This window comes from Aquimarina macrocephali JAMB N27 (assembly GCF_000520995.1).
Classification (GTDB): Bacteria; Bacteroidota; Bacteroidia; order Flavobacteriales; family Flavobacteriaceae; genus Aquimarina; species Aquimarina macrocephali.
On record NZ_JACA01000050.1, the window covers coordinates 42,397 to 68,529 of the forward strand.

General features: G+C 33.6%; 16 protein-coding genes. 11 read left to right on the top strand and 5 right to left on the bottom strand.

The features are described 5' to 3' along the window. Window positions 1-61: 61 nt before the first annotated feature. Genes Z054_RS29095 through Z054_RS0123315 form a run of 4 tightly spaced genes read left to right on the top strand, consistent with a single transcriptional unit; the run spans window position 62 to window position 4,231 of the window. A complete protein-coding gene (locus Z054_RS29095; protein WP_035093252.1) occupies window positions 62-721 on the top strand; it encodes an ArsR/SmtB family transcription factor in 660 nt (219 codons plus the stop codon). A 12-nt stretch (window positions 722-733) separates the two neighbouring features. Further along, on the top strand, window positions 734-1,849 hold the full coding sequence (locus Z054_RS29100) for an MBL fold metallo-hydrolase (RefSeq protein ID WP_035093254.1): 1,116 nt from the start codon (window positions 734-736) through the stop codon (window positions 1,847-1,849). Window positions 1,850-1,881: 32 nt separating this feature from the next. Further along, complete coding sequence (locus tag Z054_RS0123310; RefSeq protein WP_024772431.1) at window positions 1,882-3,084, top strand: MFS transporter; 1,203 nt, start codon at window positions 1,882-1,884, stop codon at window positions 3,082-3,084. 1 nt (window position 3,085) lies between these two features. Continuing rightward, window positions 3,086-4,231: a cysteine desulfurase family protein gene (locus Z054_RS0123315; protein WP_024772432.1), complete on the top strand. Its 1,146-nt coding sequence runs from the start codon at window positions 3,086-3,088 to the stop codon at window positions 4,229-4,231. Window positions 4,232-4,369: 138 nt separating this feature from the next. Here the strand turns inward: Z054_RS0123315 and odhB are convergent, their stop codons facing one another. Together odhB and Z054_RS0123325 are read right to left on the bottom strand one after the other, a co-directional pair. Next, on the bottom strand, window positions 4,370-5,581 hold the full coding sequence (gene odhB, locus Z054_RS0123320) for a 2-oxoglutarate dehydrogenase complex dihydrolipoyllysine-residue succinyltransferase (RefSeq protein WP_024772433.1): 1,212 nt from the start codon (window positions 5,579-5,581) through the stop codon (window positions 4,370-4,372). 69 nt (window positions 5,582-5,650) lie between these two features. After that, window positions 5,651-8,425, bottom strand: a complete 2,775-nt coding sequence (locus Z054_RS0123325) for a 2-oxoglutarate dehydrogenase E1 component (protein WP_024772434.1) — start codon at window positions 8,423-8,425, stop codon at window positions 5,651-5,653. A 114-nt stretch (window positions 8,426-8,539) separates the two neighbouring features. On the opposite strand from Z054_RS0123325, the gene Z054_RS0123330 reads away from it, so the two are divergent. After that, window positions 8,540-9,064, top strand: a complete 525-nt coding sequence (locus Z054_RS0123330) for a hypothetical protein (protein WP_024772435.1) — start codon at window positions 8,540-8,542, stop codon at window positions 9,062-9,064. A gap of 7 nt (window positions 9,065-9,071) precedes the next feature. Here the strand turns inward: Z054_RS0123330 and Z054_RS0123335 are convergent, their stop codons facing one another. The 3 genes from Z054_RS0123335 to Z054_RS0123345 all read right to left on the bottom strand — a co-directional run bounded on the left by Z054_RS0123335 (window position 9,072) and on the right by Z054_RS0123345 (window position 11,086). Continuing rightward, on the bottom strand, window positions 9,072-9,698 hold the full coding sequence (locus Z054_RS0123335) for a hypothetical protein (protein ID WP_152538658.1): 627 nt from the start codon (window positions 9,696-9,698) through the stop codon (window positions 9,072-9,074). Between the two features lie 67 nt (window positions 9,699-9,765). After that, window positions 9,766-10,119 (bottom strand): hypothetical protein, encoded by a 354-nt coding sequence (locus tag Z054_RS0123340; RefSeq protein WP_024772437.1) that lies wholly within the window; start codon window positions 10,117-10,119, stop codon window positions 9,766-9,768. Then, window positions 10,112-11,086: a polyprenyl synthetase family protein gene (locus tag Z054_RS0123345; protein ID WP_024772438.1), complete on the bottom strand. Its 975-nt coding sequence runs from the start codon at window positions 11,084-11,086 to the stop codon at window positions 10,112-10,114. The genes Z054_RS0123340 and Z054_RS0123345 overlap by 8 nt, the downstream gene beginning before the upstream one ends. Window positions 11,087-11,270: 184 nt before the next feature. On the opposite strand from Z054_RS0123345, the gene Z054_RS0123350 reads away from it, so the two are divergent. From Z054_RS0123350 to Z054_RS0123380, 6 genes are all read left to right on the top strand, one after another. Further along, complete coding sequence (locus Z054_RS0123350) at window positions 11,271-11,870, top strand: TetR/AcrR family transcriptional regulator (RefSeq protein ID WP_024772439.1); 600 nt, start codon at window positions 11,271-11,273, stop codon at window positions 11,868-11,870. Window positions 11,871-11,875: 5 nt separating this feature from the next. After that, window positions 11,876-13,237, top strand: coding sequence for a TolC family protein (locus Z054_RS0123355; protein WP_024772440.1), 1,362 nt, complete (start codon window positions 11,876-11,878; stop codon window positions 13,235-13,237). Between the two features lie 7 nt (window positions 13,238-13,244). After that, complete coding sequence (locus tag Z054_RS0123360; RefSeq protein WP_024772441.1) at window positions 13,245-14,411, top strand: efflux RND transporter periplasmic adaptor subunit; 1,167 nt, start codon at window positions 13,245-13,247, stop codon at window positions 14,409-14,411. Between the two features lie 6 nt (window positions 14,412-14,417). Continuing rightward, entirely contained in the window at window positions 14,418-17,915 is a 3,498-nt protein-coding gene (locus Z054_RS0123365) for an efflux RND transporter permease subunit (protein ID WP_024772442.1), read from the top strand. 899 nt (window positions 17,916-18,814) lie between these two features. Next, window positions 18,815-21,244, top strand: a complete 2,430-nt coding sequence (locus tag Z054_RS0123375; protein ID WP_024772443.1) for a hypothetical protein — start codon at window positions 18,815-18,817, stop codon at window positions 21,242-21,244. A gap of 14 nt (window positions 21,245-21,258) precedes the next feature. After that, entirely contained in the window at window positions 21,259-26,127 is a 4,869-nt protein-coding gene (locus tag Z054_RS0123380; RefSeq protein ID WP_024772444.1) for a fibronectin type III domain-containing protein, read from the top strand. Window positions 26,128-26,133: the final 6 nt, after the last annotated feature.

Below are 26,133 nucleotides of genomic sequence, written 5' to 3' on the forward strand. Positions count from 1 at the left end.
TATGTTAAAAAATTGTTTTCATTCAATTATTCAATATATTTGTTGAATAATTGAATTTATAATGAACAAACAAGAATTTAAAAACAGTATTTACCAAGAGATTGCTAATGTCGCAAAAGCTTTAGCAAATCCCTATAGACTTCGGATCCTTAATCTTATATCTCAAGACGATTATTCTGTAGAGCAAATTGCAGATGAGATAGGAGTATCAATCGCCAACGCATCACAACATCTACAAGTACTTAAAAAGGTGAAACTTCTTAAAACCACAAAGAATGGGCATTATGTGATTTATTCTTTATCCAACAAAAATGTGTATACGCTTTGGAATTCTCTACAGAGCTTTAGCCTACAAAACAGTCTCGAAATACAAGCAACTCTACAAAACTTTAAACAAGAGAAATTCGCAGCAGTATCCTCTATCAACATTGATGAAATAGTAGCAAATAGCAATTTTGATGACTTATACTTTTTAGATGTTAGGCCTGAAAAAGAATTTAAAAAAGAAGCTATTGCAAATGCAAAATCTATACCTATAGAATTACTCAAAGACAATATAACTCAGTTACCAAAAAACCAACAAATAATAGTGTATTGCAGAGGTCCTTTATGTGTCTTTGCGGATGAAGCGGTTCAATATCTACAGGAAAACGGCTATGATGCAATTCGTCTTCAGGAAGAAGTCTTAGAGTGGAAACAAAAAGGATTACCTGTTAACTAAAAAAAGAGTACGATGAACTTAAAAAACACAAAAACTATCAAAGTAGCAGATCTCAGAATTTTATTAGAAAACAAGGTTCCTATTCAAATTTTAGATGTAAGACCAAAAGAAGAGCGGGAAGAGTGGAAAATTCCCGAGAGTGATTTTGTAGATGTATACACTCAACTAAAAGCAGGGGAAAAAAATCTATTTTCAGACATTAATTTTTCCAAAGACATACCAGTTGTAACGGTTTGTAGTGCCGGAAAAACCAGTTTAATAGCTGCAGAACAACTTCAAGACAGAGGAATAAAAGCATATTCTTTAGAAGGCGGAATGCGTGAATGGACAACCGCATGGAATACAGCACAAACAAAAGACAGCAAAGAAACAACAATCATTCAAATTCGAAGAACAGGAAAAGGCTGTCTATCTTATATTTTAGAAAACAATGGAGAAGTTATAATTATTGATGCTTCTATAGACTCTAAAGTTTATACCAATATCGTTCAACAAAATAATTGGAAAATAAAATATGTTATAGATACTCATATCCATGCAGATCATTTTTCGAGAGGAAAACAGTTAGCAGAGAAATCCAATGCTATTTTACTACTTCCTAATCAGAATATAGTAACGTATAAGTTTGAGCCAATTGTAGATGGCACTATTCTTAACTTTGGGAATGCTAAGCTTAAGGCAATTCATACACCTGGACATACACATGAAAGCTATTCTTACTTGGTAAATAACGAATCCTTATTCTCTGGAGACACCCTATTTACAACAGGTGTTGGAAGACCCGATTTAAAAGCCACAAAAGAAATTGCAAAACAAAAAGCCAGTTTACTGTATCAATCACTGCAAAAATTAGTTACACTTCAAAGTTCACTCATTGTTTATCCTGGTCATATTAGTCATCCTGTTTCATTTGATGAAAATATGGTATGCAGTAACCTCGAGGACATCAAAAATAATGTGAATGTATTGCAACTCGATAAGGAAGGTTTTATTGATAACCTATTGCAAAAAATCCCTGAAACTCCCCCAAATTATGAAGAAATAGTAAAACTAAATATAAAAGGAAGTGCAAAAGGAGCAGATTTAATTGAACTGGAGGCAGGTGCTAATCGTTGTGCCATTTCTTAATACACTTCATAAAACAAGTTAATCATAACCAAATGGAAGAAAAAAACATACAATTAGGGTTAAAAGAAAATTGGAGGCAATTTACACTTTTGTTGATTGTAAATGCTTTTGTTGGAGGAATGGTAGGATTAGAACGTACTATACTTCCAAAATTGGCCGAAGAAGAATTCTCTATTATTGCTACTTCTATAGTACTATCATTTATAATTGTCTTTGGGATAACAAAAGCCATTACCAATTATTTTACAGGAGTATTAGCAAATAGCATCGGGCGCAAAAATTTATTGATTATTGGATGGTTAATAGCTATTCCTATTCCGTTTATCTTAATCCATGCCCAACATTGGAACTGGATTATTTTTGCTAATGTATTATTAGGAATTAATCAAGGACTAACCTGGTCAAGCACCGTAGTAATGAAAATCGACTTAGTGGGAGAAAAACACCGCGGATTAGCCATGGGACTTAACGAGTCTTTTGGATATTTTTCTATCGCTCTGGTTGCATTCACTACAGGATGGATAGCTTCTGAATATGGTTTACGCCCGTATCCTTTTTACCAAGGTATAGGCTTTGTTGTATTGGGTTTACTAATTAGTATTTTTTTAATAAAAGACACTGCAAAACATGTTGCTGTAGAAACAAAAACAAATGATATAAAACCTCTCCCAAATATTTTTTGGGACACCACCTGGAGGAACAATAATCTAGGGTCTATTTCACAAGCAGGATTTATTAACAACCTAAACGACGGCATGATCTGGGGAATACTTCCAATTATCCTGGCTAATAGAGGCTTTAGTTTAAAAAACATCGCAATCATTGTAGCCATATATCCTGCTATATGGGGTATCGGACAATTAGTAACCGGAACATTATCTGATCATTACAACAAAAAAATGATGTTATTCACAGGGATGGTGTTACAAGGTATTGCATTAATTTTGATGTTTTGGACATCATCTTTTATTCAATTCCTTATACTCTCGTCGATCTTAGGAGCGGGAACTGCCATTGTATATCCAACCTTTTTATCTGCCATCGCAAGTTTTACACACCCCAGTCAAAGAGCCCAAAGTATAGGAGTTTTTAGATTATGGAGAGATTTAGGTTACGCTTTTGGTGCATTATTGACAATTATTATGGCTCAATTTTTTGAAGTAGATATTACAATAATTGCAATAGGAGTATTAACTATAGTATCATCAATCATTATCAAAATAAGGATGACATAACATGGATACAGCATTTATATATTTAGATCACAATGCTTCTACACCAGTCGATTCTAGAGTAGCAGAAGTAATGTTACCTTTTTTAACTAATCATTACGGAAACCCCTCTAGTATTAATACTCAAGGAATAAAAGCAAAAGAAGCCATTGAAAAAGCCCGTAAACAAGTAGCAAATCTAGTAGGAGCTACTCCCGAAGAAATCATATTCACTAGTGGTGGAACAGAATCAAATAATCATGCCATTATTGGTACAGCATTGGCCCATAAAACAAAAGGGAATCACATCATCACCTCATCAATAGAACATCCCGCTGTACTAGAAGTTTGCAAACACCTAGAAGGTCAAGGATTCAAAATTACTTATATAGATGTTGACAAAAACGGAATTGTTGATAGCAATAAAATCGAAAAAGCAATATTACCAGAAACTATTTTAATTTCTATTATGCATTCTAATAATGAAATTGGTAGTATACAACCAATACGGGAAATAGGTGAAATCGCAAAGAAACACAATATTCTTTTTCATACAGATGCTTCACAGTCGATAGGGAAAATAACAGCTAACGTTATCGATCTAAACGTGGATTTATTAACCATTGCAGGTCACAAATTTTATGCTCCAAAAGGTATTGGCGCATTATACATCAAAAACGGAACCTCTTTGCATAAATTAATGCATGGTGCAGGTCATGAATTTAATAAACGCCCAGGAACCGAAAACACAATGTACATAGCTGGTTTAGGTAAAGCTTCTGAAATAGCTCTTCAAGAATTTGACACAAATACTGTGCAAATGCAAATGATGAGGAATTATTTATTAGAACAATTAAATAATCTAAATTTAGATACTTTTGTAAATGGAGATTTACAAAAAACTTTACCCAACACTCTTAATATCAGCTTTAGAAATATTGATTCGAATGCAGTTATATTCAGTATAAGAAATGAAATAGCTATATCTGCAGGTTCTGCTTGTCATTCTGGTACAACCAATTTATCTAATATACTCAAATCAACTTTATCTGATTATGAATACGCCAAAGGAACATTCCGGTTTTCTGTAGGTAAAAACACTACCAAACAAGAAATTGATAATGCTATAGTTATTCTCTCAAGAACTTTTAAAAAGTATCAAACTGTATAGAAATTAAGAGTAATAATGCAAGGCGTCTCATAATAAATCCTATATACTAAACTACAGGTTTCTGTTTTAAATTTCTCAAAACAAAAGTGCCTCAATTATATAATTGAGGCACTTTTGTTTTATACTAAAAATACTTTATTATAATTCTAAAGTTTTAGTTACATTATTATCCATTAGTAACTCTTCTGGGTTTTCTAATGCTTCTTTTACCGCTACAAGGAATCCTACAGATTCTTTACCATCGATAATTCTATGATCATAAGATAATGCCACATACATAATAGGTGCTACTACAATTTGTCCATCTCTTACAATTGGTCGCTCTACAATATTATGCATCCCTAAGATAGCACTCTGTGGGGGATTAATAATTGGCGTAGATAACATACTACCAAAAACTCCACCATTAGTAATAGTAAAAGTCCCTCCTGTCATTTCATCAACAGTAATCTGACCATCTCGTGCTCGGATTGCTAATCGTTTTACTTCTGATTCTACTCCTCTGAAACTTAGATTTTCTGCATTACGAATCACAGGTACCATTAGCCCTTTAGGGCCTGAAACAGCAATACTAATATCTTGAAAATCAAAAGAAATCATTTCTTTACCATCGATCATCGAATTTACAGATGGGTACATTTTTAATGCTCGTACACATGCAAGAGTAAAGAAAGACATGAATCCTAAACTTACTCCATGTTTACTTTTAAATGTTTCTTTATACTGACTACGAAGATTAAAAATAGGTTGCATATCTACTTCGTTAAACGTAGTAAGCATTGCTGTTTCATTTTTAACTGAAACCAAACGTTCTGCTACTTTACGACGAAGCATTGATAATTTATGACGCGACTCTCCCCTACTTCCAAGTCCAGGAGTTCCCAATGCTGGTTTTGCATCTAATGCATCAGCTTTAGTAATACGCCCGTCTCGGCCTGTTCCTTTTACCTGACTAGCATCTATACCTTTCTCGGTAAGTACTTTTTTAGCTGCAGGAGAAGCGGTTCCTGTAGCATATGTTTCTGTCTTAACAGGAGTTTCTTCTTTTTTCTCCTCTACTTTTGGAGTTTCTTTAGCAGGAGCTGATTTAGCAGCACTACCTTCGGGTTTGGCCGCTTCTGTATCAATAAGACACACTACTTGACCTACTGCTACCGCATCACCTTCTTCTGCCATAAGTGTGATAACTCCACTTACCTCTGCAGGTAATTCTAAGGTTGCTTTATCACTGTCTACTTCGGCAATTGCCTGATCTTTTTCGACATAATCACCAGTCTCAACAAGCCATTGAGCTATTTCTACTTCTGTAATAGATTCTCCCGGTGATGGGACTTTCATTTCTAAAGCCATAATTCTGAATTTATCCTTTGTATAATTTCCTTCGGAAATTTTTAACTATACTTACTTATTTACTAAATTTTATCTTCTTTGATTATTCTTTGTTTTATCAAATACATAATCAATTACTTGTTGATGTCTTCTTTTCGATCTGGTTGCACTCCCAGCTGCAGGAGCTCCATATGATCTTCTACTTGCAAATCTAAATATTTTTGCTTCATCATAGTTCATTAACATATGACTTAACGCTCCCATATTGCGCGGTTCTTCTTGTGCCCAAACCACTTCATCTGCTTTATATTTTTTAATCATAGCATCCATTTCTGCCGCTGGTAAAGGGAATAATTGCTCTATTCTTACCAAAGCAACATCTTTCCTTCCTAGTTTTTCTTTTTCCTCTAATAAATCATAATAGAATTTACCGGTACAAAAAACCAGCGTTTTTACAGCTGTCGCTTTTGCATCGGGATCATCTAATACTGTATGAAACTTTCCGTTAACAAATTCATCTACAGAAGAATGTACTTTAGGGTGACGTAACAAACTCTTTGGTGTAAATACAATTAAAGGTTTACGGTATTTTGCTTTCATTTGCCTACGTAGCAAATGAAACAAATTAGCAGGCGTTGTTACATCTGCTACAAACATATTATCTTTTGCACAAAGTTGAAGATATCGCTCCATACGAGCCGAAGAATGTTCTGCTCCTTGCCCTTCATAACCATGTGGTAACAACATCACCAAACCATTTTGTAACTTCCACTTATCTTCTGCAGAAGAAATATACTGATCCAGCATAATCTGTGCACCATTACTAAAATCTCCAAATTGTGCTTCCCAAATAGTTAATGTTTTTGGACTTGCCATCGCATACCCATAATCAAATCCTACTACTCCATACTCTGACAATAATGAATTATAGATATAAAAATCTGACTGATCTCCTTTTAGATTATTTAGTAATACTACCTCTTCTTCACTATCTTCTACTTTAATAACAGCATGTCTATGCGAGAACGTTCCTCGTTCTACATCTTGCCCGCTCATTCTAACATCATATCCTTCTTTTAACAAAGAGCCATAAGCTAATAGCTCTCCCATTGCCCAATCTAACTGGTCTGTATCAAAGAATCTTTTATGTCGGTCATTTACTATTTTCTCTATTTTACGAAGAAATTTTTTCTCCGAAGGAAGCCTGGTAATAACTTCTGCTATTTCGGTAAGTTTATCTTTTGGATAAGTAGTATCAACTACTTCCATCATTTTATCTTCTTGTACTCTTTCAAAACCAGCCCATTCATCTTGCATAAATGGAGTTATCGCAGTTTTTTCCTGCTTACGAGAATCCTCTAACTCTTCTTCAAGAGATGCTTTATATTCTTTTTCAAGTTTTGCAACATGGTCTTTATCTATAATACCTTCAGAAACCAGTTTTTCTGCATAAATATCTCTCGGGTTATTGTGTTTGGCAATAGCCTTATACAACTTAGGCTGGGTAAAGCGTGGTTCATCTCCTTCATTATGTCCATATTTACGATACCCAAGTAAATCTATAAATACGTCACGGCCAAAGTTCATTCTAAAATCTAATGCAAAATTAGTTGCATGAACTACTGCTTCTGCATCATCTGCATTTACATGTAAAACAGGAGATAAGGTAACTTTTCCAACATCAGTACAATATGTCGATGAACGCGCATCCAGATAGTTGGTGGTAAACCCAATTTGATTATTTACTATTATATGTATAGTTCCTCCGGTTTTATATCCATCTAGCTGAGCCATTTGAACAATCTCATAAACTAGTCCTTGTCCTGCTACAGCCGCGTCTCCATGAACTACTATTGGTAATACCTGAGAAATATCTTCTTTATAATGTGTATCTTGTTTTGCTCTGGTTATTCCTTCTACCACAGCACCTACCGTTTCTAAATGCGATGGATTTGGAGCAATATTCATATTAATCGCTTTTCCAGAATCCGATTCTCGTTTAGAAGTCCAACCCAGATGATATTTTACATCTCCATCAAATACTGCTTCTTCATAGTCTTTTCCATCAAATTCGCTAAAGATATCTTTTGGGCTTTTTCCAAAAATATTTGTAAGTGTACTTAAACGACCACGGTGTGCCATACCCATTACAAATTCTTTTACTCCTAAATTGGCTGCCTTTTCTACTAATGCATCAAGGGCAGGAATAAGAGATTCTCCTCCTTCGAGAGAGAATCGTTTTTGTCCAACATATTTAGTATGTAAAAAGCTTTCGAATGAAACTGCTTGATTTAATTTTCTAAGGATATGTTTCTTTTGTTCTACAGAGAATTTAGTTCTATTAGTATTAAAATTAACCCTAGCTTGTATCCATTCTCGTTCTTCGGGGTCACGAATATACATATATTCGATACCAACAGAATCACAGTATATTTGTTCTAGAAGAACAATAATATTACTTAGTGTACTGGGTCCTATCCCAATAATTTCTCCTGCATTAAAAACCGTATTAAGATCACCTTGACTTAATCCAAAATTTTCTAAAGCTAATGTTGGGATATATTTTCTTCGCTCTCTTACCGGGTTTGTTTTGGTAAACAAATGCCCTCGAGTTCTATACCCATCTATTAATCGAACTACCTGAAATTCTTTTTGAACATTTTGGGGAATGGCAACAGTTTCACCTGGTGCTTGATCAACATACATAGTTTCTCCTGAACTATTAGCGCTTTCTAACCCAAAATCAAATCCTTGAAAAAATGCCCTCCAACTGGGTTCTACACTATCAGGGCTCTGTAAATATTGATCGTATAAATCTGCAAAAAATGCGGTATTAGCCGCATTTAAAAATGAATATTTATCCATATGTAAGTATTCAACTGTCTTTTAAATAATAAAACGCCACAAAAATACAATAATTACGGTATATTAGGTATCGAATTATTTATATTTATCTTATAATTTTTCATAAAATTAACAATGAAAGTAAATGTTCATCAAAATATTAAAATCGTTGTCTTAGTTCTTTCAATTCTATTTTCCTTACAAAAAAGTTATTCTCAAAACAATGATTTTTGGTCCAACATTAGTTTTGGAGGCAATCTGGGAATCGGTGTTGGTAATGATACTTTTAGTGGAGTAATCGAGCCATCAGCGTTGTATAATTTTAATGAACAATTTGCTGCAGGAATAGGAATTAGTTTTGGGTATATCGAATCCAATAATTTTACCGCAACTAATTATGGGGGAAGTTTACTCGCTTTTTATAGCCCAATACGAGAAATTCGTCTCTCTCTTGAGTTTCAGGAAATGGGGGTTTCGAGAACTCTTGAAATTGAAAACACAGTAGATCTCAAAGAAGAGTATTGGTATCCGTCATTATTTATTGGTGCAGGTTATCGCATAGGCAATATAAGTGTTGGTATTCGTTATGATCTCCTTTATGATACCGATAAAAGTATATACGGAAATGCCTATGTTCCATTCGTAGGTGTATTTTTCTAAGATTGTCTTACCACAAATAAAAAATACAACCATATGGCTTTCCACCATATTTTACGAGTTTTTTTTCTGCTTTACGAAGTATTCTATATTTATAACGTAGGTCTTCAATATCTATAGTGCAATCTACTTTTTTAAAACTAAGCGTATTAAAAAAATCTTGATCCCACTCTGACTGTTTTTTCATATCCTGCCTTTCATGACACATTACAATACGGCTTTGGCTTAAAAATGATCGATTCTCTGTAACATCTAACACTTTTTCCATCGAAAAAGAGGCCTCTCTTTCACTCTTGGTATAACGAGTATTAGCTCTAATAATCTCGGTAAATGTTGTATATAACCGTAGCGTATCATTTTCTATATAGTAATATTCTAAACTATTATCCCAGTTTTGTTTATAGATATGTTTTATCAGTTTTAATTGATCATTTTTATAATAATAATAAATATTCCCAGAGAAATACTCTGAACAATTATACCTTTTAGACACTTGTTTAATCAAAGTATCCTTTTCTTTTTTACCAACTTCTTTCAAAAACTCTTCATAAGAAGCATTCATCTTATCTTGAGAAATCTCTTGGCCATAATTAAAGGTTAAGACAAAAAACAAAAAAACACTACTATATAACTTCATACATTTAAAATTTCCTGTTATCCTATATTCTATTTTACATCTAGATAATTTTTTGATAAACATAACCTCATCCTCTGTTTCTGTACCAAACTTTTTGCCACTCTCGCTTTAGAATCAAATATGTAGCATATTCTGCCATATCAACACTATCTTCAGAATCCAGGTTTCTTATTTCAGCTTCAGAGACATCTACTGCATACAATAAGTTAAGATACTCATTAAAAGCATTCTGCAATTTTTCAATAAGCAAATACACTACTTCAGAAAACAAATCCTGAGGAGCCTTACTTTTGATATCATAATCAATCCCTGCACGATTCAAGTCTTTTTGTAACTGCATCAGAAATTGAGGGTACAGATCAGAATTAGAGACCTCATCCATTAATTGCTTTGCAGTAATAAGACTATATTTACTAGACACTTCGGTTCATTAATTTTTCTCCAAACGATTTCAATATCGTTTTTTTATCTTCTGCAATAGAGAGATTTTCTAAAACTGAAAATGCTTTATTGGTATATTTCTCAATCTCTAATCGTGTTTTATCTTTTGCTCCTGTAGTCTCGAAAAGATGCTTTATGATATCTATTTTTTGAGATGGATCATCTGGGCTAAGAGAGAATAATTCTCTTAATTGTTTCTGCTCATCTTCACTTGCAAACTCCAAAGCTTTTAGATATAAAATAGTTTTCTTATTCTCGATGATATCTCCTCCTACTTGTTTACCAAAGGTTTTTGGATCACCAAAAGCATCTAAATAATCATCCTGAAGTTGAAATGCTAATCCCAATAATCTTCCAAAATCATAAATCGAAGACCTACAATCTTCTGGAGCATTGGCTACGACAGCTCCCATTCTCATTGCTGCACCAACTAAAACCGCCGTCTTATATTCGATCATTTTGATATATTCGGGAATAGTTACATCATCTCTGGTTTCAAAATCAATATCATATTGTTGCCCTTCACACACCTCTATTGCCGTTTTGGTGAATAGTTTGGCCAACTCTCTAAAAGTATTTCCTTCATAATTTTCAAATAATTGATACGCATTAATCAACATCGCATCTCCTGAAAGAATTCCCGTATTTATATCCCATTTCTCATGAACAGTTTCCTTGCCTCGTCTAAGAGGTGCATCATCCATGATATCATCATGTATTAATGAAAAATTATGAAAAACCTCTATTGCTAATGCCGCGTCTAGAGCCTTTTTATAAGACCCTCCAAAAATTTCGGAAGTCATTAATACCAAAATCGGTCGTAATCGTTTACCACCAAGATTAAGGATATAAGATATAGGTTCGTAAAGATTCTTGGGTTCTTTAGTTATCGTTTTTTTAGATAGATATTCTAAAAAATACCTCTGATAATCAGAAATTGTGTGCACAGTATTTTTTTATGCTAAAGTAATTGAAACTTTTTAAAAAACTGATGCTAATTATAATCTCATATCTAAAACATTTTATCAATCAAAATTTGACATAGTGTTAAAAATTTGTGAAACTCAGGAAACTTTTATTGTTTTTAAAGTTTCCTGATGTACATTTGGCCAAAAAATAAGAATCCCTTTAATGAAAGACAAAATAATAGAAAAAGCTAATGACATGTTTTTGAATTTGGGTTTTAAGAGTGTCACCATGGATGATCTTGCTACTGAAATGGGTATTTCTAAGAAGACAATTTATACTCATTTTCAAAATAAAACCGAATTAGTAAAAGCTACCACAGATCATTTGTTTTGTATTATATCTAATGGAATAGACACTATTGTAGATAAAAAAAATGGGCCTATCGAAGAGTTATATGCAATCAAAGCCTTTGTGATGCATCATCTAAAAAATGAAAAAACTGCTCCACAATATCAACTTCAAAAATACTACCCAAAGATATACAAAACTCTTAAAGCTAAGCAATTTGAGGTTATGCAAGAGTGTGTTATTGAAAACCTGGATAGAGGGATAAAAAAGGAGGTTTTTAGAAAAAATATAGACATCCAATTTATTTCAAGAATATATTTTAATGGAATGATCGGAATTAAGGATCAGGAAATGTTTCCGATGCAAAAATTTCCTATAACTCAGCTTATGGCAGATTATCTGGAATATCATGTTAGGGGCATTGCAACAGAAAAAGGATTAAAAATTTTAAACAATCTACTAATAAAAGAGTAATATCTATGAGAAACAACCTTTGGTTAATCTGTCTGGGTTGGTTATTTACAACCACAATATTAGCCCAACAGCCACCAGCAAATTCTTCATATTCCTTTACACTAGATGAGGCGATAGAATTCGCATTAGAAAACAGTTATCAATCTATTAATGCAAGACGCGATGTAGCTAAAGCACTTAAAAGAAAATGGGAAACCACAGCAGATGGTCTTCCTCAAATTAATGCATCGATTGATTATCAAAATCAATTAAAACAACCTGTTTCGCTATTACCAGGAGAAGTTACTGGCGGGGATCCGGGAACTTTTGTCCCTGTAGTTTTTGGAACAAAACAGCAAGCATCGGCAACAGCAACTCTAAGTCAACTTATTTTTGACGGATCATATTTGGTTGGTTTGCAAGCAGCAAAGAGTTTTTTACAATATAACAATGATGTTGAAGAAAAAACCCAACTCGAAGTTCGTAAAGGTGTTATTAACGCTTATGGAAGCGTACTTGTTGCTCAGGAAAGTGTAAAGATTCTTAAAAATAATGTCACTACTCTAGAGAAAAATTACCTGGAAACAAAAAAGATTTTTGAGAATGGTCTGGCAGAAGAGGAAGATGTAGAACAACTACAAATTACTTTATTACAGATTACAAATCAGCTTAGTAACGCAGAACGGTTAGAAAAAATCTCCATACAAATGTTTAATTTAACTCTTGGAGTACCTGTCGATTCGAATATTGTACTTTCTGATAATTTGGATGGTCTTGCTTTGAAAAATATGGATCGATCTGTTATCGCCAAACCATTTATTATAGAGAATAATATAGATTACAGATTAGCACATCTTCTTACCGAACAAACGCGGTTAGAGTTAAAACTAGAAAAAAGTAGGGCACTCCCCTCTCTGTCTGCTTTTGTTAATTACGGTACACAAGCGAACAGCAATTCTTTTACCTTTTTAGACAGTGATCAACGTTGGTTTCAATCTTCTATTTTAGGAGCAAGTCTTAATATTCCAATTTTCAGTTCTTTAAAAAGAAGTGCCCGAACACAACAAGCCAAAATAGCTGATGAACAGTCAAGAACCGATTTTCTGAGAATTCAACGAGAGATACAACTTAAATATGACACTGCTATAAGTGATTACAAATTTTCGATAGAAAGTTATAATACCTCGAAGCAAAATTTAACACTTGCAGAGCGAATTGAGAAAAAAAATCAGATTAAATATACAGAAGGTCTTGCCTCTAGTTTTGAATTAAGACAAGCGCAATTACAATTATACTCTTCTCAGAATGAAGTATTGAATACTATGCTTAACATTATCAACAAAAAGGCAGAACTAGAAACGATTTTAAATACACCAAATAATAATTAACCATATTATGAAAAAGATACTTACCATATTATCTATATCACTTCTTATCATTTCATGTGGACAAAATGATACAAAGTCTATCGATAAAATTATAGAAGACGGTAATCTACAAGCAATACGTGCCAAAAGAACCGAAATAGCAGCCAAACAACAAGCCGTTGCTGATCAATTAAATCAATTAGATGAAGCAATAGCCTCTTTGGATTCTGTAAAAAAACTTCCTTTGGTAACCACAATTACGGCAAAAGATACGCTGTTTAATCATTATCTGGAGTTACAAGGAAATGTAGAAACCAAGAAAAATTTAGTTCTATATCCTGAGATGAGTGGGATTATGACCAGAGTTTATGTTAAAGAAGGACAAAAAGTATCCAAAGGTCAATTACTTGCCAGAATTGATGATGGTGGATTAGGTCAGCAATTGTCACAAGTAGAGGTACAAGCACAATTAGCTAAAACTACTTTTGATCGTCAAAAAAGACTTTGGGAACAAAAAATTGGTTCGGAAATTCAATATCTCGAAGCTAAAACAAATTTTGAAGCACAGCAAAATGTGGTAAATCAGATCAAACGCCAATTAGCCAAAACAACTGTAAACGCACCGTTTTCTGGAGTTATTGATGATGTGATTACAGAACAGGGAAGTGTAGTTTCTCCAGGGCAAACAGAACTGATACGTATAGTTAACTTAGATGATATGTATATTGAAACCGAAGTGCCAGAACGTTATATCCCAAGTGTTACTGTGGGTAAAAATGTAGAAGTACATTTCCCGGTTCTCGGAAAAACAATTAGCACAAAAATTCGTCAAGTAGGAAATTATATCAATCCAAACAATCGTTCTTTTATGGTAGAAGTAGGTATTCCTTCAAATGGAGGAACTGTAAAACCTAACCTTACAGCCAAGGTAAAAATCAATGATTATACTAATGAAAAAGCGATCTTAATACCACAAAGTATTATTTCTGAAAATGCAGAAGGAGATCAATATACCTATGTTACCTCTGGAAAAGATGGTCAGAATGTGGCTGAAGCCAGAAGAGTAATTGTAAAAACAGGGAAGACACAAGGAGACCTTATAGAGATCACAGAAGGTATTAATAATGGAGATGCTATTATTAGTGAAGGTGCAAGAAGTGTAAAAGATGGTCAGAAAGTTAAAATTTTAAACTAACAATCTATGGAAGTTAACAAGAAAAAAGTAGATAAGGAATTTAAGTTATCGTCTTGGGCGATAAATAATCCAACTACTATTTATGTAATGATTGGCATATTCTTGGTTTTGGGGCTTTCTGCATATTTCTCTATGCCCAGAGAAAATTTTCCTGAAATCAATGAAACCAAAATTTACATTAGTGTTCCTTATCCAGGGAATACTGCAGAAGACATTGAACGTTTAATTGTAGATCCATTAGAAGACAAGTTAAAAAGTGTAAGTAACGTAATAGAGATTCTATCGACTTCGCAAGAAGATTATGCCATTATAACTGTAGAATTTGATGAAAAACTCTCTGTGCCTGCTGCTAAACAAAAAGTAAAAGACGAAGTAGATTCTGAAACAGCAAATGAAGACTGGCCTACTTTTAATGGCGCTAAAGTAGAGCCTAATGTTTTTGATTTGAGTATTTCTGAAGAAACTCCAATCATGAATATTAATATTTCGGGAGATTATCCGGTAGGTAAACTAAAAGAATTTGCAGAATATCTTGAAGACGAAATAGGAGATCTTAAAGAAATCAAAAAAGCAGATATTCGTGGTGCTCAAGAAAAAGAAGTAGAAGTCGCTGTAGACATCTACAAAATGATGGCTGCCAAAGTGAGTTTTGATGATGTAATCAATACCATCCGCAATGGAAACATGACTATGTCTGCAGGAAACATGATCGCTAGTGGACAAAGGCGTACGATACGAATACTGGGAGAAATTGATCGCCCATCACAATTAGACGACTTTGTGGTAAAATCTCAGAACGGAGCTGTATACCTTAGAGATATTGCTAAAGTAAGTTTTAAAGAAGAAGATAAAACTACCTATGCAAGAGAATTTGGTCATAATGTAGTGATGCTAGATGTAAAGAAACGTTCTGGAGAAAACATGATCGAAGCTGTAGAGAAAATAAATACAATTCTTGACGAAGCTAAAGAAAATGTGTTTCCAAAGGATTTAGAGATTACAGTAGCAAATGATCAATCTGAAAAAACTGAAAATCAAGTAAGTGACCTGGTTAATAATATCATTTTTGGTATTATTCTGGTCGTTGGAGTTCTGATGTTCTTTTTAGGCTTTAGAAATGCATTATTCGTAGGGTTTGCAATACCAATGTCTATGTTTATGTCTTTTATGATTTTATCTGCTCTGGGATATACGATGAACACAATGATCCTTTTTGCATTAATCATGGGATTAGGAATGCTGGTAGATAATGGTATTGTAGTAGTAGAGAATGTGTATCGTTTAATGGAAGAAGAAGGAATGTCTCGAATAGAAGCGGCTAAAAAAGGTATAGGTGAGATTGCATTTCCGATAATCATTTCAACTTTAACTACAGTAGCAGCCTTTGTTCCATTAGGAATGTGGCCAGGAGTTATGGGGCAGTTTATGATCTATTTCCCTATTACATTATCGGTAGTATTAGGATCCTCTCTGTTCGTCGCAATATTCATTAACTCTATGCTGGTTTCACAATTTATGGAGGTTGGCGAAAAAGTATTGACCGTAAAACAATTAATTCGATTAAGTATCATTTTAGGAGGTATCGGGGTTTTTATACTAATTTTTGGAGGAGCCGTAAGTGGATTAGGTAGTCTTATGATATTTACTGCTGCTATGTTTTGGGTATATAAATATGTATTAAAAGGTGCAGCCAATTTTTTCCAAAAAAGAATCCTAGCTTGGCTTGAAAATAAATACCACCGCTTTTTAACCTATGCTTTAAAAGGATGGAGAGCGTATGGATTTACCTTTGGAACATTTGCTCTACTAATTATTGTATTTGTTATGTTTTTTGGTTCAATGATGAGTCAGCGTACCAAAGTAGAATTTTTCCCGGATAATAAGCCGAATCAAATTGTGGTTTATGTAGAATATTCTCAAGGAACAGATATAGATAAAACTAATGCGATCACTAAGGAAATTGAGCAACGTGTTTATGCTGTCATCAATGAATCAGAATATTTAGAAGGTGAAAATCATAATTTTCTTGTAGAATCTGCAGTTTCTCAAGTGGGAGAAGGTGCAGGAAACCCTCAGACCGATGGGGGAAGTAATGCCGAAATGCCTCATAAAGCAAAGATTACGGCTACAATGAGGGAATTTAAATATAGAAAAGGAAAAGATTCTGAAGTGTTACGTCAAAAAGTACAAGAATCTTTAAAAGGAATTTATCCTGGTGTAGCAATCTCTGTCGAGAAAGATCCTGTAGGTCCTCCTGCCGGATATCCCATCAATATTGAAATCGAAGGTCCTGATTATGATGAGTTGATTACTATTGCAGAACAGATGCGTAATTTTATTAATGAAAAAAACATCCCCGGTATCGAGGAATTAAAAATTGACGTTAATAAAGGTAAACCTGCTATGCAAGTTGTTGTTGATCGTGAAAAAGCAGGAGGATTAGGAGTTTCTGCCGGCCAGGTAGGTAATCAACTTCGTCGTTCTATTTTTGGTGAAAAAGCAGGTGTATACAAAAAAGAAGGAGAAGATTATGATATCTATGTTCGATTTAATGAAGACAACCGATACAATACCAGTGCACTCTTTAATCAAAATATCACCTTTAGAGATCCGGCTTCAGGGAAACTAAAAGAAATACCTGTTTCTACCGTAGCTTCACAAAAAAATACCTCTTCATTTAGTGCTGTAAAACATAAAGATACTAAGAGAGTAGTAACGGTATACTCTGGTTTACAACCAGGATTCACTGATGCAGGAGCAATTGTATCTCAGATTCAAACCGAGATGGCCAGTTTTATAACGTTACCCAGAGGAGTGAAGATTGATTATACAGGTCAGATAGAGGAACAAGGTAAACAGATGGCTTTCTTAATGGGAGCATTTTTCTCTGGATTGGGACTTATTATGTTGATTCTAATATTTCAATTTAGTTCTATTTCTAAACCTACCATTATTATGATTGCTATTTTCTTGAGTTTTATTGGAGTGTTTGGAGGTATATTAGTTACGGGAGCTTCTTTTGTGATTATGATGACAATGATGGGTATTATTTCATTGGCAGGGATTGTTGTAAACAATGGAGTAGTTTTACTCGATTATACACAGTTACTGATAGATCGTAAAAAAGTAGAACATAATGTACTGGAGAAAGAACTACTACCTAATGATGAGGTAATGAAAATTATTATTAGAGGTGGTAAAGCGCGTTTACGACCAGTATTATTAACAGCAATTACTACTGTATTAGGATTAATACCACTAGCTATCGGATTCAATTTAGATTTCTTCTCCTTATTCAGTACCGGAGATCCCAAAATATATCTAGGTGGTGATAATGTAATTTTCTGGGGACCCTTAGCCTGGACAGTTATATATGGATTGATTATAGCTACATTCTTAACTTTAATTATTGTACCCTGTTTATTCTTTATTGTACATCGTATAAAGGTTAGATTTGGTAAAAAGAAAATTGGAGTCATACCTGTAGTTACTGCAACGGTATAACATTTTATAAAATTGATTACAAAAAAAAACGTCACGGTAAAGCCGTGACGTTTTTTGTTTAGTTATTATACTCCTAAATATTGAGTTGTATAAATTCTATTATTTAACGATTTCTGAAGTAATGTTTAGTTTTACGGATTCTAATAAATCATCAATTCCTTTATTATATTTTATACTGGGATAAAATACTGCAGTTGTTTTAATTTACACAAACTTATTTGACACATAAATAGTAACAAAATCAATATGGCTAGTGGCGTAGTTTTCGTGGTGAATGAATCTAAAAAAGAGGTAGGTAAATTTCTATTACTACGAAACAGTATTTATAATTTAAAAAAAAGACAAAAACGGCTTCTATACTTTTGTATAAAAGCCGTTTGGGGAAAAATAATTTTGTTTCTCACTGCTGACTATCCTTAATATAAGTGAGTTTGTATTTATGCGGCGAAATTAGGGATTCCTACCTCATAATTGATATCACTTTTTAACAGTAATTATGTCACTTTTTAACATTGACTCTGTTTTGGTAAGGCACTTAGCAATCTCAGCCTTATTTTACCCAAAATGAATTATCATTAACAATTCAGGCTTTTACTTTTTACTCATTTTAGGGAATCAAAACCTCTTTTCTTTTAAAAAAAATATACCAGTCTCAAAAAATGAGACTCATGCGTAGTACTATTGTACTGTTTATCTATAGAACATCTTGAACGTTTTACCATAATTGTATTATGGTCATAATCTTTAATTTATATATGTTCTTAGCATTTATGTATATTACAATACACTTATAATGTAGTCATAGTGTGCCATAAGCTAGGATATTGAATATTAGAAAATTCTATTGGTGAATTGTTAAAATTGTATTAATTTCGTTATCCCAACATAGTTATTACACATTGAAACTAAAACTACTCATCTTTTTTCTGGGCTTTACTTTAATTGCTTCAAGTCAAAATCTGGAGCAAATAGGTAAGGTTCCCCTACTTCGATTTAATGGTGGAATTTCTGGTAATGGTGTATTTTATGATGGTACTGCAAATCGAGACCCTTTTACTTATTTCGTAAATGGTAATCTTAATTTCAATATTAGTGGTGTCTATAACATCCCTTTATCCTTTTCATATACCAATCAGGATTTTGGATATAGTACACCTTTCAAAATAAACCGCCTAAGTATCCATCCTTCTTATAAATGGGTAGCAACCCATATAGGTGATGTTTCTATGACTTTTTCTCCATATACACTAAGCGGTCATCAATTTACAGGAGGAGGAGTTGATCTTACCCCCAATGGACCTTTTAAAATAAGTGCACTTTATGGTAGATTCCTTAAAGAATCTGAATATAATCCAGAAACTCCAGAAGCAATACCTGCTTATAAACGAATGGGATTTGGATTTAAAACCTCTTACGCATTCGAAAAAGCTTCAATTGGACTTATATTTTTTACTGCAAAAGATGATGAAACTTCGATTCAAAATTCATTTCCAATAGAATTAGAGTTAACCCCAAAGGAAAACGCTGTGGTAAGTGCAGAAACCAATTTCACAATATTTGAAAAAGCCAAAATATATTTAGAATACGCAATTTCGGGAATTACTGAAGACACTCAGGCGTTAGAATCACGAACATCAACAGGAACTCTTTCTTTTTTATTAAACGAAAATTTAACCACAAACTATTACAATGCGTTAAAGGCTCAACTTGACTATCCTGCAGGTAATGGTTCTGTTGGTGTTGGGTATGAGCGTATTGATCCCGGTTATAGAACTTTTGGTGCTTATTACTTCAACAATGACCTCGAAAACATAACTTTAAATGCTTCTCAAAGCATCTTTAACAATAAAGTTAGTCTTAATGTTAATGCTGGTCTTCAACGAGATAACCTAGACGATACTAAAAGCTCAGAATTACAACGCATCGTAAGTGCAGTTAATATTACATATACAAGTTCAGAAAAACTTTCTATTAATGCCGGGTATTCTAATTTTCAATCTTATACTAATATTCAGAATCAATTTGATTTTATTAATGAGGTTAATCAATTTGATAACATAGATACACTTAATTATCGTCAAATATCTCAAAATGCAAATCTAGGGATCAATTACACGCTAAAAAAAACAGAGAGTAAACAGCAAGCCGTTAATCTAAACCTTACCTATCAAAACTCTGACAATAAACAAGGTGGAACAACTATAGAGAACGGATTATCAAAATTTTATAACGTTGCTTCGGCATACACTTTGGGTTATCCCAAAAACTCACTTAATTTTTCGTTGGCTGCCAATGTTTCATATAATACCGTTGGAGTAACCGATAATCTAACTTTAGGGCCTACACTTAGCGCTACCAAGTCTTTTTTTGACAAAAAACTAAGAACTAATTTCTCTAGTTCATATAATGCTGCGTTCAATAATGGCGAAAAACAAAATGATATTTATAATATTAGATTAGGAGGTAATTATTCTTTTTATGAAAGTCATAACCTAAATCTAAACCTACTTTCACTATTTAGAAATACAAATACTGGTAATAATACAGATTTTACAGCAACTTTAGGGTACACATATACCTTTGACACCTTTAAGATAAAGTTCAAAAAACGCAATAGAAAACTTTTGAACGAAGAAGATATAGCCAAGTTAGGTACATTACAATTTAGATATCGCTCTGTAGTCTATAGTGGTACTATCCCAGAAATCACAGAGCAACTTACTAATGTAAAGAACAGTTCAAGGTTCTTAAATATCCCTCAAGAAAAACAAGGAGATCTAAATTTCTTGTTCGCTACAGTAAAGGAACAGACAAAACCAGAACTGTATAAAGAAAAAGCTTTAGAGTTTTTAGCAGTACTTTATAGCTATGAAGATTTCTTAAAAGCGTACGATACTATACTCTATGAAGTTATAAAAAGTTTGAAAGATGATATGCAGTTTATTGATTTTAAGCTTGAACGAAGTTTTGTAAAAACCAAAATAGAATTGGATGAACTTAAAAAAGAGTCTCCTGATCATATAAAAGAAATAGAAGAACTTAATAAAGAACTTGATAACAGGCAGAAGAAATTAGTAGGTCATCGATGGATGAAGAAAAAATTCGATAGGTATACCAGCATTGAAGCGGTTAAAAAACCTGATGATCTGATCGCTGCATTTAAAAAGCGTGAAGCACAAAATGCTTTTAAGTTATATGAAGAAGAAGAAAAAGATGTTAAAAAAATTAACTTATATTTGGAAGTCCAAATCATTGATTTCTACTACCATAAGTCACTTGAAGAGGTAAATCCTGATAAGTTCGAACTTAGATATATAGATAAGATTTAAAACCAATTTAACCCATGAAGAAACAGTTACACTTTCTGTTCCTTATTGCACTTTTTGCATTACAAGGTATACGATCACAGACTTTTCCGGTGACATTGTTACCTCAGCCAATACCGCCTGCTCCTATTTATTTCTCTTCATATGCAGACGTATCCTCCACGAATAGCCCTTTACGACTTCAGATCATTTTAAATGACCTCTCTGTTGCAAATCGTGAGATTAGGTTAAAAACTTATTTTGAAGGTAATGGGATTGCTTTTCAGAGTAAAGATGTTGTTATAGGCGCACCTTCTTTATTTATAGAAGGAGGTATCCCGCTAACATTAACCAATGTAGAACTTGCTCCTTATTTTGCCTTTGAAAATATCACTGGGATATCTCCTACAATTTATGGACAATCTATACCAGAAGGTTCTTATCAGTTCTGCTTTGAGGTTTTTGACTCACTTACCGGTGCACGTATATCACAAAAAACCTGTGCAACAACATATATTTTTCAGAATGAACCACCATTATTAGTTACTCCTTATAATCGGGATGATATTACCGAACAGAACCCATTAAACTTAATGTTTCAATGGACTCCGAGACATATCAATGTAAGTAATGTACAGTATGAATTGAGTATTGTAGAAATATGGGATCAAACTATAAACCCTCAAGCCGCATTTTTAGCATCTCCTCCATTCTTTCAAACTACAACAACAAACACTTCCTATTTATACGGACCTGCAGATCCTCTATTTTTACCAAACAAACGATATGCATGGAGAGTACAGGCAAAAGCATTAAATGGTGCAGAAGAAATAGGGCTATTTAAAAATAATGGTTTTAGTGAAGTTTACTGGTTTAATTATGTGGCACCATGTGACACTCCTAATAATGCACGACACGAAGTAAAAGGGGCGCAACAAGCAAACATATTATGGGATGACTTTACTACCGATGTTCCAGAATTTATAGTTCGCTATCGTGAAAAAGGAAATAATAATGAATGGTTTTTTTCTAGAACCAGCGGCAATTGGATAACACTATGGGACTTACGCCCTGGGACAACATATGAGTACCAGGTAAACAAAAAATGTCTTATTTCTGAAAGTGAGTACTCTATCTTACAAACGTTTACTACACTAGAAGAAAGTGATGAAACCAGTCTTATCGACTGTGGTATTTCTCCCGATATGAATATCGAGAATATGGAACCACTAGAACAGCTTTTACCCGGTAATATATTTAAAGCTGGTGATTTTCCGGTTAAGGTAATAGAAGCCAATGGAAGTAATGGCCGGTTTTCTGGAAAAGGATATGTCTCTTTCCCTTATTTTAAAAACATCAAAGTAGCTGTAAATTTCACAAATATATTTGTAAATAATGAAAGTCAGCTTGCAGAAGGTACAGTCGTAACAGTGTATGATCCCAGCTGGGGAAACATTCTTGATATTGATGAGGTCATTGATGTTGTAGAAGATATTGCAGATGTTGTAACAGGCGGTGATAACACCGAAATTCCTCAATTGGATTATGATATCGACACTAATGATATTAGCATTACCGATGGGCAGATTATCATTACAAAACCAGACGGCTCTCAAGATACTTTTGATTATGATGAAGGAGATACGTATACCATTACCGATGCTAGTGGAGATGAATGGACTGTAGATGATAAGGGTAATATTACCCAGACTGGTCAGGGAGATCCATCTCCTCCTTTAACTTCAAATAATGCAGATGGTATCAGATCAGGTACTCATGGTGGTACTGTAGATGATCCATATGTTGATGCGATTACAAATGATGTGGTTAAGGTTACTTTTAGAACAGATAGCGATACTCGTTTTGCCTTGGATCAGGTTAATAATGATTATGAAACCTCAAAATATCCTAAAATAAATGCTTCTGCCGGTGAATCCTATTATCCAGCCCATAAAGCAGCCGTGCAAGGAGAGGATGATGTGTTTTATGCAGATATAGAGATTAGTGATGCCAAAATAAACATTGATAGTCTTATTATAAAAACAGTAGAAAACAAAGCAATAAAACATGAGAGAATAGTAGGCACAAATACTTATAAAATAACTGTACCTGGTGCTAATCCTTATCGTACCGAAGAATGTGTCGTTACATATTTAAATGCCGCTGATAATAAATATAAAATAGCCGCAAGTTTCTTTGTTCATCATATTAAGAAACATACAGAAGTACCTGTGCAAGTTGTAACCGTAAATGGCGGAAATGCCATAACCAACTTCGAAGCAGAGTTAAATGATATTTTTGGCCGTGCCGGTGGGGAATTTAAAGTGAAACCCGATGTAATCAATCTTACCATTACACAGGATTCATGGGATACCGGTGATAAAAATGGTATCATAGATTATGACGGAAGCGGACTATTATCAGATTACCCGACCGAGCTTAAGAATATTTATCAGGAATTCAAAAAACAATATCCAGATTACGACTCTAGACAATACTTCATTTTTGTACTTGGAAATGAGTTTACGGTTTCTAAATCCCTAAGTGGTTTTATGCCCAAAACCCGACAATGGGGATTCCTTTTCGAAAAACACATGGGTGACGGTTTAGAGAAAAAAGATTCTGCCCTTAAGGTAGCTGCTCATGAGCTAGGTCATGGGGTATACACTCTAGCGCATCCTTTTGGAGAAAATCCAGATAATTCTGGACAGGCCAATACCTGGTTAATGGATTATGGCAATGGTACAGAACTAGGCTATCCCAATTGGGCAACTATGAGCGATCCTAGCCTAAAATTATACTTGTTTCAAGATGATCAGGATGGAGAACTTGCCAACAGAACGTGGTTAACTCCAGACTGGAAGCCTTTTAGATTTGATCAATCAAACGTAATTACTAGTAGAGCTAATTCTGCACCCGTCACAAAAGGGAGCATTCCTGGGGTTTATTACGACAGCAAACATTATATAGCATCCTTTGATGGCACAAAATTTATTGGTTATGTTCATAAAAACTCAAATGACGTTTTAAAATTAGAATACAAAACACTCACAAATACCGATGAAATTTTTCTTTACAGAGATAATGGTCGTTGTGGTTCGGACTCTTATTACAAAACCACTTGGGAACATGTAAAAAATAAACCAAATTTCAAATTCACGGACAATTCTGCAATGGAATATCAAGGAATTATTCCTTGTAGGGATAAAACTTCTAATGACGGGAGTAGATGTGATAGGTTTGATTATTTTGACACCTCTAATCAAGATGATTTAGCTAAAATGAACAATTATCAAAATACGCTAAACGAATATTTAAAAAATGCCTTATCAAACATACCTCAATCTTCTAAAAATGAAGTAAGAATGAAAGGAGTGTTTAATCACATTCAATTCCCTAGTACTGTATCTTCAATAGTCAAAAATAGTGAGCTTGAAATTTTAGAAGATAAACTACACTTACTCACATATAAAATGCCCGGTACATATGTTGTAGTTTCATTTATACAAATTGAAAATAATCACTCGCTACAAAATAATCAAATTAACGATATAGCTATACGATCAATTGAGCATAATGAATCCTTGATAGGTAATAAAAAAATAGTCCATATAATCGTCCCATATTCTAATTATGAATCAATATTTGGAGTAGGTTTTTTTAATAACGATAGCTGTTATAATATTGGATATGGAGAAAGTCAAAATGGTATCGTAACTAATAACTCCACTTATCAGCAAAAATCAAAAATTTCTCAAGGAATTCTTGAAATTTTTAAACAAATTGAAAAACCATTATTCATAAAAAGGTTTTACATAAAAGCAGATGGTTCCATGGCGGAAACTGCCTTAGGTAAGGAAAAAACAGCTGGATATGATGCTATAAATGTTTTACAATTTTACAAATCAAATTACATCTCTCAAATAGATAATTTACGTAGCCAAGCAATTGGAGTTATATCTCAATTTGCTCATGTAAACTCTAGCGATGAAAACCAAATTACTAATCTACTAAATCAATATAAATCCATAAAATCTCAAATCAAAGATCTATATCTAGATGCTGATTCCAAAGAGGTTAATCTTGATGTCATAGGGAACAAATCTACTTGGAAATATCATCAACCGACCAATTTAGGGAAGCTTAGGGAAGTTTATATTCCTAACCAAGATGTAACTCATGCATACTTTTTAAGTCAAACTGCATATTTTGGTTTTGGTCAAAATTTCAATATATACTTTGGGTTTAATGACTATCTGAACCCCGATTTACATTTCTACAATTTTGACAAATTCACTGTTTTTGATCCACTTGTGTATGGACTTGCTGATGGTCTAAGTTTAATTCCGGTACCACCACTCGACTCAGCGGGAGATGCTCTTGGGTTCATCTATGCTTCTGCCAGGGGGGATTTAAGTAAAGCTCCGTTTTATGCATTAGGACTTGCGTTACCTGTTGGGGCAGGATATCTTAAATTAGGATCAAATGCAGCGCAAGATGTTTTTGTTGTTGTTGCCAAAAAAACAGATGCAGGAGAAGTTATTTTAAGGAGTAGACTCAAAAACGCAGTTAAAGCAGATGAAGTTATAGTAACTACACCTTTAACTACAAATGCAACAAAAGCAGATGAAGTTGTTAATCGTCTAAACTCATCTGAAAACAAACAGAAAATTGCTAAATATTTCGATGATGCTGCTAAATTAAGTGATGATCTTTTCGCTTTCTTAACACCTGCTCCGGCAGGTTGGACTGATGATATGGTTAACGCTTTTAAAACAGAATATGAACAAGGGAGTAATGCTTTTAAGGCAATCTTCAATGTTACAGATCAAGCTAAAAAACTAGAATTAGCAAATTCATGGAAAAGATTACGAAGTAAATTTCCTGAAAGACCATTTTGTAAGTAAAAAATA

Coding starts and splice junctions, on each gene's coding strand:
- Z054_RS0123330 (WP_024772435.1), top strand. CDS start 8,540: ATGAAAGTAAATGTTCATCAAAATATTAAAATCGTTGTCTTAGTTCTT.
- odhB (WP_024772433.1), bottom strand. CDS start 5,581: ATGGCTTTAGAAATGAAAGTCCCATCACCGGGAGAATCTATTACAGAA.
- Z054_RS0123325 (WP_024772434.1), bottom strand. CDS start 8,425: ATGGATAAATATTCATTTTTAAATGCGGCTAATACCGCATTTTTTGCA.
- Z054_RS0123360 (WP_024772441.1), top strand. CDS start 13,245: ATGAAAAAGATACTTACCATATTATCTATATCACTTCTTATCATTTCA.
- Z054_RS0123350 (WP_024772439.1), top strand. CDS start 11,271: ATGAAAGACAAAATAATAGAAAAAGCTAATGACATGTTTTTGAATTTG.
- Z054_RS0123365 (WP_024772442.1), top strand. CDS start 14,418: ATGGAAGTTAACAAGAAAAAAGTAGATAAGGAATTTAAGTTATCGTCT.
- Z054_RS29100 (WP_035093254.1), top strand. CDS start 734: ATGAACTTAAAAAACACAAAAACTATCAAAGTAGCAGATCTCAGAATT.
- Z054_RS0123355 (WP_024772440.1), top strand. CDS start 11,876: ATGAGAAACAACCTTTGGTTAATCTGTCTGGGTTGGTTATTTACAACC.
- Z054_RS0123310 (WP_024772431.1), top strand. CDS start 1,882: ATGGAAGAAAAAAACATACAATTAGGGTTAAAAGAAAATTGGAGGCAA.
- Z054_RS0123315 (WP_024772432.1), top strand. CDS start 3,086: ATGGATACAGCATTTATATATTTAGATCACAATGCTTCTACACCAGTC.
- Z054_RS0123380 (WP_024772444.1), top strand. CDS start 21,259: ATGAAGAAACAGTTACACTTTCTGTTCCTTATTGCACTTTTTGCATTA.
- Z054_RS0123335 (WP_152538658.1), bottom strand. CDS start 9,698: ATGAAGTTATATAGTAGTGTTTTTTTGTTTTTTGTCTTAACCTTTAAT.
- Z054_RS29095 (WP_035093252.1), top strand. CDS start 62: ATGAACAAACAAGAATTTAAAAACAGTATTTACCAAGAGATTGCTAAT.